The sequence below is a fragment of the uncultured Thiodictyon sp. genome, from assembly GCA_903837595.1.
Taxonomy (GTDB): Bacteria; Pseudomonadota; Gammaproteobacteria; order Chromatiales; family Chromatiaceae; genus Thiodictyon.
Map to the genome: position 1 here is coordinate 1 of CAILVI010000303.1, position 7,663 is coordinate 7,663.

Consider the following 7,663-nt stretch of genomic DNA (forward strand, 5'->3'; position numbering starts at 1 on the left):
CACCACGGGTGAGTTCCTGAGTTCCTGAGTTCCTGAGTTCCTGAGTTCCTGAGTTTCTGAGTGCCGAGGGCGAGGAGTGGGCCCGAGAGACCCCCGCGGCCGCCCGCTGTTGCGCATCGTCTGCTTTGCGGAGGCCCCCGCCGACGCGCGGGTCGGCAGCGGCTTGGGCGATCGGATTCTGGCCGAAGAAGGACCCGATCCGGTCGACGCCGCCCGGTTGCCTGGCCTGCGCGCCTGGACCGGGCTGGACAGCGCCCTGCCATTCACCAAATTGCAGACAACATGCGCGAGGCGTGGGTGCTGAGCGGATTCGTTCCCCTATCCGACGCGGAAACGAAGGCCCTGCGCCGTCTCAAGACTGAACTGAGTTTCGATCCAACCCGAGAGACAGAGCGCCTGCGCGCGGCCAACCTGACACCGCGCCCCACACTGGACAAGCGCGATGGGCAACGGGACGCGGACTGGGGCGGATTTAACCATAGGCGTTAGCAGTAATAAGGGCGGGCGACCCGACCCGAAGCGCCACACACGGGCGTCACACCGCGCGGCGGTGTGACGAGCGAGACCCGGCCCGGCGGCGCGGTAGGCAAAAAAAACCGCCCGCGCTGGTCCCGACATTTGGGAAAGCGACGGACGGTGATCGCGGCAGCCGGCAAAGCCTGGCTAACCGCCTGATTTGGCGCTCCCTAGGGGGTTCGAACCCCTGTTACCGACGTGAGAGGCCAGCGTCCTAGACCACTAGACGAAGGGAGCGGTACGCGTCAAGCGAAGCAGGTATTATACGGACACTGCGCCGTACCACAAGCGGCGGTTACACTATGTACGATCCAGTGGCGATCCCGACCGCCACCGGGCACTGTCCCAGCCCTCAAGGAACCCCCCGATCACGTGATGCAGGAAACCTACCCCAAGGCACCGCACAGCGCGGCGGTCCCGTTGATCGTGCCGCGCGCCGGGCACAGCATCTCGCGCGCCAACATCAGCGAGTACGCACTCAAGGTCCTCTACAAGCTGAAACAGGAGGGCTACGCGGCCCACCTGGTGGGGGGCGGGGTGCGCGACCTGCTGCTCGGCCATGAACCCAAGGACTTCGACGTGGCCACCGACGCCACCCCGGAGGAGGTCCGCCAGGTCTTTCGCAACTGCCGCCTGATCGGCCGCCGCTTTCGCCTGGCCCACGTCCACTTCGGCCAGGAGATCATCGAGGTGGCGACCTTCCGCGGGACCGGGGCGGACGACGACGACGCGGACCGCCAGGTCGAGAACGGCATGATCCTGCGCGACAACTCCTACGGGAGCATCGCGGAGGACGCCCTGCGGCGGGACTTCACGATCAATGCACTCTATTACGACATCAGCAACTTCTCGCTCGTCGACTATGCCGGCGGGCTCGAGGACCTGCGCCTGGGGCAACTGCGCCTGATCGGCGACCCCGAGCAGCGCTATCGGGAGGACCCGGTGCGGATGCTGCGGGCGGTGCGCTTTGCCTGCAAGCTCGGGTTCACGGTGGAGACCCGCACCGAGGAGCCCCTGTTCACGCTGGGGCCGCTGCTCGGTGACATCGCCTCCGCCCGGCTCTTCGATGAGCTGATCAAGATGTTCCACGGCGGCTACGGACGCGACACCTTCGAGAAGCTGCGCCATTACGGACTCTTCGGCCACCTGTTCCCGGACACCGATGCCGCGCTGGCGCTGGAGGAGCAGGCCTTTCCAGTCACCTTCGTCAGTCGCGGCCTGGAAAATACGGACCGGCGGGTGCTCGCGAACAAACCGGTCGCGCCCTTCTTCCTGTATGCGGTCCTGCTGTGGGAGCCGGTCCGGCGGCGCTACGAACGACTCCTGGCCAAAGGGGCCGAGGAGTTGGACGCGATCGAACAGGCGGGCAGTGAGGTGTGCGCGCGCCAGCAGCCCCTGGTCGCCATCCCCAAGCGTTTCTCACTGCCGATGCGCGAGATCTGGTCGCTCCAGCCGCGCCTGCTCCAGCGCGACGGCAAGCGGCCGGCGCGCCTGATCGGTCACCCGCGCTTTCGCGCCGCCTATGACTTCCTGCTCCTGCGGGCGCAATCGGGCGAGGCCGACCCGGAACTCGCCGACTGGTGGACGCGCTTCCAGGAGGCCGACGGGGCGCAGCGCTCCTGCATGACCGAGGGCGAGGCCAAGCGGCGACGGCCGCGGCGGCGGCGTAAGAGCGGCACCGGGGCAGGATCAGACTCAGGCGCCGGGACCGCTGCCGCCGAGGGACACGATGGCGGTACCTGAGCGTCGCTGCACGGTGCTGGCCTATATCGGGCTCGGCAGCAACCTTGATGACCCGCGCGCCCAGCTCTGCCGCGCCATTCACGAGCTGGCGGGGCTCCCCGGCTGCACCCTGCGTGCTCGCTCATCGCTCTATGCCACCGCCCCGCTGGGGCCGGTGGCGCAGCCGGAATTCGTCAACGCGGTGGCGGTACTCACCACCAAACTCACCCCGCTCGCACTGCTCGGCGCCTTGCAGGGGATCGAGCGCGACCATGGCCGGGTACGCGACGGGGCCCGCTGGGGGCCCCGCACCCTGGATCTGGACCTCTTGCTGTACGGTGATTGGCAGCTTCAATTGCCGGGGCTGACGCTGCCCCACCCGGAGATGGCGCGGCGCGCCTTCGTCCTGGTGCCCTTGGCAGAGATTGCACCGGCGGGACTCCTGATCCCCGGCCAGGGTGACCTCGCCGGCCTGCTGGCGGCCCGCGACGACCGGGACGGCATTCGCCCGCTGCCGGACGGCGCGCCGACTGGCGCCGCCGGGCCGAGCCCTTTATCCTCCCGCTAGCGGGACACGCGGGCCCGTTCGCGGCCATCCGCAGTCCCCCCGTTCGCCCCCCACACCGACCTTCGGAGCACCCATGCCCGCCAAGCCGATCACCGTTGCCACCCTGGCGGCAATGAAGGCCCGGGGAGAGCGCATCTCCTGTCTGACCTGCTACGACGCAAGCTTCGCCTGGCTACTGGATGACGCCGGGGTCGACGTGCTGCTGGTAGGCGACTCGCTCGGCATGGTGCTGCAAGGACATGCCAGCACGGTACCAGTCACGCTCGAGCACATGGCCTACCACACCGCCTGCGTGGCCCGCGGGCGACGTCGCGCCTTGTTGATTGCAGACTTCCCCTTCCTGGCCGGCGCGACCCCGGAGCGGGCGCTGGTGGGCGCCGCCCGCCTGATGCAGGAGGGCGGCGCCGAGGTGGTCAAGATAGAGGGCGGCGCCAGCGTGCTGGAGACGGTGCGGTGCCTGACGGCACAGGGCGTACCGGTCTGCGGCCACTTGGGGTTGATGCCCCAATCGGTCAACCTCATCGGCGGCTACCGGTTTCAGGGACGCGATGCCGACTCCGCGCAGACCATCCGGCGCGACGCACTGGCCGTCCAGGAGGCCGGGGCCAGCCTGCTGGTGCTCGAATGCGTGCCGGCGGCCCTGGCCCAGGAGATCAGCCAGGCACTCACAATCCCGGTGATCGGCATCGGGGCCGGGGCCGATTGCGACGGCCAGGTGCTGGTCATCTACGACATTCTGGGCTTGAACCCCAAGCGCCCGCCGCGGTTCAGCCGGGACTTCATGAAGGGCAGCAGCTCGATCATGGAGGCCGTGACCGGCTACGTGACGGCGGTTAGGGAAGGGAGCTTCCCCGGTCCGGCCGAAACCCCCTACTGAGGACACCCATGAACATCGTCGAAGACCTCAACGACCTGCGCACCCAAGTCCGCACCTGGCGTGCGGCAGGGGAGCGCATCGCCTTCGTGCCCACCATGGGAAACCTCCATGAGGGCCACATCACCCTGGTACGGGAGGCCCGCCAACGCGCCCGCCGGGTCATCGCGAGCATCTTCGTCAACCCGCTGCAATTCGGCCCCACCGAGGACCTGGCGGCCTATCCGCGCACCCCACAGCGCGATCAGACGCTGCTGGCCGTGGCCGGCTGCGACCTACTGTTCGCCCCCGGGGTGGCGACCATGTATCCTCAAGGGCAGGAGGCGCAGACGCGGGTCGAGGTCCCCGGGGTCTCGGACCTGCTGTGCGGGGCCAGCCGCCCGGGCCACTTCATCGGCGTGGCGACCGTGGTCTGTAAGCTACTCAACATGGTCCAGCCGGATCTCGCCCTCTTCGGCGAAAAGGACTTCCAGCAACTCCTCATCATCCGGCGCATGGTGGCCGACCTCAACCTACCGGTGGAGATCGCCGGTGTCCCCACCGTACGGGAGCCCGACGGGCTGGCCATGAGCTCGCGCAACGGCTATCTGTCGGCCGCCGAGCGGACCCAGGCACCGGCGCTCTATCGCGCCCTGACTGCGGCCGCCCAGGGGCTGGCGGCGGGGCGGCCAGCTCCTGAGGTCGAGTCAACTGCGACGGCAATGATTGCCGCGGCCGGCTTGAGGCCCGATTATGTGAGTGTCCGGCGGGCCGCGGACCTGGGCGAGCCGGCCGCAAGCGACCGCGAACTGGTGGTCTTGGCGGCGGCCTATCTCGGCCGCGCGCGGCTGATCGACAACCTGAGCGTGACGCACCCCGGGGGCCTGACCGGACCCGCGGCAACACGCCACAGCAAGAACGATGATGCAGCGCAGCAATTCCTGCGTTAGAATCGGCGCCCAACTGAAATCATACGAGTTTCCTTGCGGTTTTGCCGACCCGAGAAACCTTGAGGCCCGAGCGGCCGTTTAGAGGATCGAGCTGATGCAACTGACCTTGCTGAAGTGCAAGCTGCACCGCGCTTGCGTGACGCACGCGGAGGTGGATTACGAGGGCTCCTGCGCCATCGACGAGGAACTGCTGCGGCGCGCCGGGATCCGCGAGTACGAGCAGATCCAGATTTACAACGTCACCAACGGTGAGCGCTTCACCACCTATGCCATCCGCGCGGAGGCGGGATCGCGGGTGATCTCGGTCAACGGAGCGGCGGCGCACAAGGCAGCCCCGGGGGATCGGGTCATCATCTGTGCCTATGCGGGCATGAGCGAGGCGCAGTCACGGGTCTTCAAGCCCAGCCTGGTCTATCTGGACGAGTCCAATCGCATCATCCGCACCGGCGAGTCGATTCCCGCGCAGGCCGCCTGAGGGCGGGGTGCAAGCCAAGAAAACACCGCACCCGGGTGGTATCTGGGTGCGGTGTTCTTTTGGTTGCCCGCGGCGCGAACCCATTGACGAGCGGCAAGACCTCGACCGGCGGGGTCCTGCACCCTACCGCGTGTTGAGATTATTCACGATCGTGGTGCCCCCATTGCAGGTGTAGCAGCACGATTTGCAGCCCCAGCGCCCCAATTAGGTCCCGCACCGCGCGCCCAGGCGCCATAGCAGATCTACTCTCCCGCCACACAGTTCAGCTTGTAGATCAGCAATGTCACCGATCTCAAGCTGGGCCTATCGCGGGCTGGTCACCGGCTCCAACCCCACTTGGTCGGCACCGAGGTCCTCATCGCTGGCAAAAGAGAAACCACATTGTTCTGGAGTCAGATTCTCGGCAGCCGTCCGCGGGTACTTGCGGCAACTGGGTGGCCGCACATGGTAGACGGCGCAACTGCTCAGGCCCTCGTCGTCGAACCGCAGGAAGGGACACGGGTAAGGGAGCTTGCAGCAAGCGCCGCAACGGTTGCACTCGCCCTGCCGGGTCTCGTCGATCGGCAGGAGTGAAGTAGTGAAGCGTTTGACTTTGTTCAGCATCCGCAGGGAACTCCTAAGTGCTTGTGACCGCTAAGGGGCAAAGCAGGTCAGGTTGGGGTATACAGTATTAGAAAGGACTGTGCTTGTCACTGGGTTGAGCGCTGGCTAAACCATGTTTCATCTGCCTGTAATCGTCACCTCGGCTTCGTGCTGGGCGGTCTTCTCGTGAAAGGTCCATTGTCCATGGTATACAGCGGTCAGTGTTGCGACCATCGTGTGTCCGCCGATGTTGCCTTGGACCGTCCAGTCGCTTTTGTTGACACGGGTGGCGGTCCCGTACGAATCGAAGCCCGCGATGTGGCCGGTGATGTTGTACTCGGAGTCGCGTACCCGATACAGCGTGGCGTAGGCCTCATGACCGCGGATATAACCGGTGAGCTTGTAGTGGCCGTGGCCTATCTCTTTGATCGTCGCGAAGGATTCGTATCCGTCGACGCGGCCTATCGCGGTAAACATGGGGAGTAATTCGTAACGTGTCTGTCAGTTCTCATCATTTTTCCGTGCCTGCCGCCGTGGCCGACCTGAAGCCCTTGGACCGCGTCCAAGAGGAGGCGCGTGCGTTGTTTGAGGACCTGCAGGTTCGGTTGGCCGGGGAGGCGGGGGGGGAGCCCCGGCGGGGTCCGCTGGGCCGACTGTGGGCCAGTCGCGGCCGCACACCGCGGCCGGTACCCGGCATCTATCTGTGGGGCAGCGTGGGGCGCGGCAAGACCTACCTGATGGACTGGTTCTGCGACGCCCTGCCGGTGGCAGACAAGCGGCGGCTGCATTTTCACCACTTTATGCGTGACGTTCACGACGCCATGTCGCGGCTCCCCAGCCAACCAGACCCGCTGGAGGTGATTGGCGGTCAGTGGCGGAAGAACGTGCGCGTGCTGTGCCTGGACGAGTTCGTGGTGACCGATATCGCCGACGCCATGATCCTGCATCGGCTGCTCGGCGCGCTGTTCAGGCGCGGCATGACGCTGGTGGTGACCTCCAACACGCAGCCCGAGCAACTCTATCACAACGGCCTGCAGCGGCAATTGTTTCTGCCGGCAATCGACCTGCTGAAGGCGCACACACGCGTGTTCGAGCTGGCCGGTGCGGTCGACTATCGGCTGCGCAACTTGACTCAGGCGGGGGTGTTCTTCGTTGGTGAGGAAGGCGATGCCAGGCTTGCCGAACACTATGAACACCTGACGGGCGGGCATGGGGCCGCGGATGAATGCTTCAGCGTCAATGGCCGGACCTTCCCGGCGCGCCGGGTAGGGCCCGACGTCGCCTGGTTCGACTTCCAGAACCTGTGCGGGACGCCGCGCGCGGCCGTTGATTATATCGAGATTGCGCGGCAGTTTCACACCGTGCTGCTGTCCGGGGTCCCGGTCTTGCGCTCGCCGCACGAGGCGGCGGCCAGGCGTTTCGTCCACTTGATCGACGAGTTTTACGACCGGCGGATCAAGCTCGTGATCGCCGCTGCGGCGCCAATCGCCGACCTTTACCCTGGGGGATTCGTGGACTTCCCCTTTGCACGGGTGCATAGCCGACTGATCGAGATGCAGTCGGAGGCTTACCTGGCGGACCCTGGGGAGGAATAGCCTGTAGAGCCAACTTGAGGGCATTTTAGGCTGATGGCGCGATACGCTGAAGACAATGGCGGCCTTGGCAACGACCACCAAGAGACGACGCACCCAGCCCCTGACGACAGTGTGTTGCGCATCTCAACCGGAAGCCCCGAAGGGGCGCAACATATCAGCCCAGGGCAACGCCCTGGGTATGCGGTAAGACAGAGCCTAGCCCTGAAAGGGCGTGACATAAGGCACCGCGCCGCTATGTCACGCCCTTTCAGGTCTGCGCCGAAGATCTAACTCTATCCCAGGGCGTTGACCTTGGCTGGTATGTCCGACCCCGTTGGGGTCGACTCGCAAGACACGCTGGAACTTAGTACCAGCCAAGGGCAACGCCCTGGGAACTTAAAGGGCGTGGCATTCCCCTCTCAG

General features: G+C 66.0%; 9 protein-coding genes and 1 tRNA gene. 7 read left to right on the forward strand and 3 right to left on the reverse strand.

Going from position 1 to position 7,663, the window contains the following annotated elements:
- Positions 1-76: 76 nt before the first annotated feature.
- Positions 77-304, forward strand: a complete 228-nt coding sequence (locus QZY44_RS16630) for a hypothetical protein (RefSeq protein ID WP_295448497.1) — start codon at positions 77-79, stop codon at positions 302-304.
- Positions 305-677: 373 nt separating this feature from the next.
- Here the strand turns inward: QZY44_RS16630 and QZY44_RS16635 are convergent.
- Positions 678-753 (reverse strand) — tRNA-Glu (locus tag QZY44_RS16635).
- 138 nt (positions 754-891) lie between these two features.
- Between QZY44_RS16635 and pcnB the strand changes: the two genes are divergently transcribed.
- The 5 genes from pcnB to panD all read left to right on the forward strand — a co-directional run bounded on the left by pcnB (position 892) and on the right by panD (position 5,084).
- On the forward strand, positions 892-2,259 hold the full coding sequence (pcnB, locus tag QZY44_RS16640; RefSeq protein WP_295448499.1) for a polynucleotide adenylyltransferase PcnB: 1,368 nt from the start codon (positions 892-894) through the stop codon (positions 2,257-2,259).
- A complete protein-coding gene (folK, locus tag QZY44_RS16645; protein ID WP_295448502.1) occupies positions 2,246-2,806 on the forward strand; it encodes a 2-amino-4-hydroxy-6-hydroxymethyldihydropteridine diphosphokinase in 561 nt (186 codons plus the stop codon). The genes pcnB and folK overlap by 14 nt, the downstream gene beginning before the upstream one ends.
- 73 nt (positions 2,807-2,879) lie before the next feature.
- On the forward strand, positions 2,880-3,683 hold the full coding sequence (gene panB, locus QZY44_RS16650) for a 3-methyl-2-oxobutanoate hydroxymethyltransferase (RefSeq protein WP_295448505.1): 804 nt from the start codon (positions 2,880-2,882) through the stop codon (positions 3,681-3,683).
- An 8-nt stretch (positions 3,684-3,691) separates the two neighbouring features.
- Positions 3,692-4,609, forward strand: coding sequence for a pantoate--beta-alanine ligase (gene panC, locus QZY44_RS16655; protein WP_295448508.1), 918 nt, complete (start codon positions 3,692-3,694; stop codon positions 4,607-4,609).
- A 94-nt stretch (positions 4,610-4,703) separates the two neighbouring features.
- Entirely contained in the window at positions 4,704-5,084 is a 381-nt protein-coding gene (gene panD / locus QZY44_RS16660) for an aspartate 1-decarboxylase (RefSeq protein WP_295448511.1), read from the forward strand.
- A 303-nt stretch (positions 5,085-5,387) separates the two neighbouring features.
- Here the strand turns inward: panD and QZY44_RS16665 are convergent, their stop codons facing one another.
- Together QZY44_RS16665 and QZY44_RS16670 are read right to left on the reverse strand one after the other, a co-directional pair.
- Positions 5,388-5,687: a hypothetical protein gene (locus QZY44_RS16665; RefSeq protein WP_295448514.1), complete on the reverse strand. Its 300-nt coding sequence runs from the start codon at positions 5,685-5,687 to the stop codon at positions 5,388-5,390.
- A gap of 117 nt (positions 5,688-5,804) precedes the next feature.
- On the reverse strand, positions 5,805-6,143 hold the full coding sequence (locus QZY44_RS16670) for a hypothetical protein (protein ID WP_295448516.1): 339 nt from the start codon (positions 6,141-6,143) through the stop codon (positions 5,805-5,807).
- Positions 6,144-6,160: 17 nt separating this feature from the next.
- Here QZY44_RS16670 and zapE point away from each other — a divergent pair, with 17 nt between their 5' ends.
- Positions 6,161-7,261 carry a cell division protein ZapE gene (gene zapE, locus QZY44_RS16675; protein WP_295448520.1) on the forward strand — a complete coding sequence of 367 codons (1,101 nt, stop codon included), beginning with the start codon at positions 6,161-6,163 and terminating at the stop codon, positions 7,259-7,261.
- Positions 7,262-7,663: the final 402 nt, after the last annotated feature.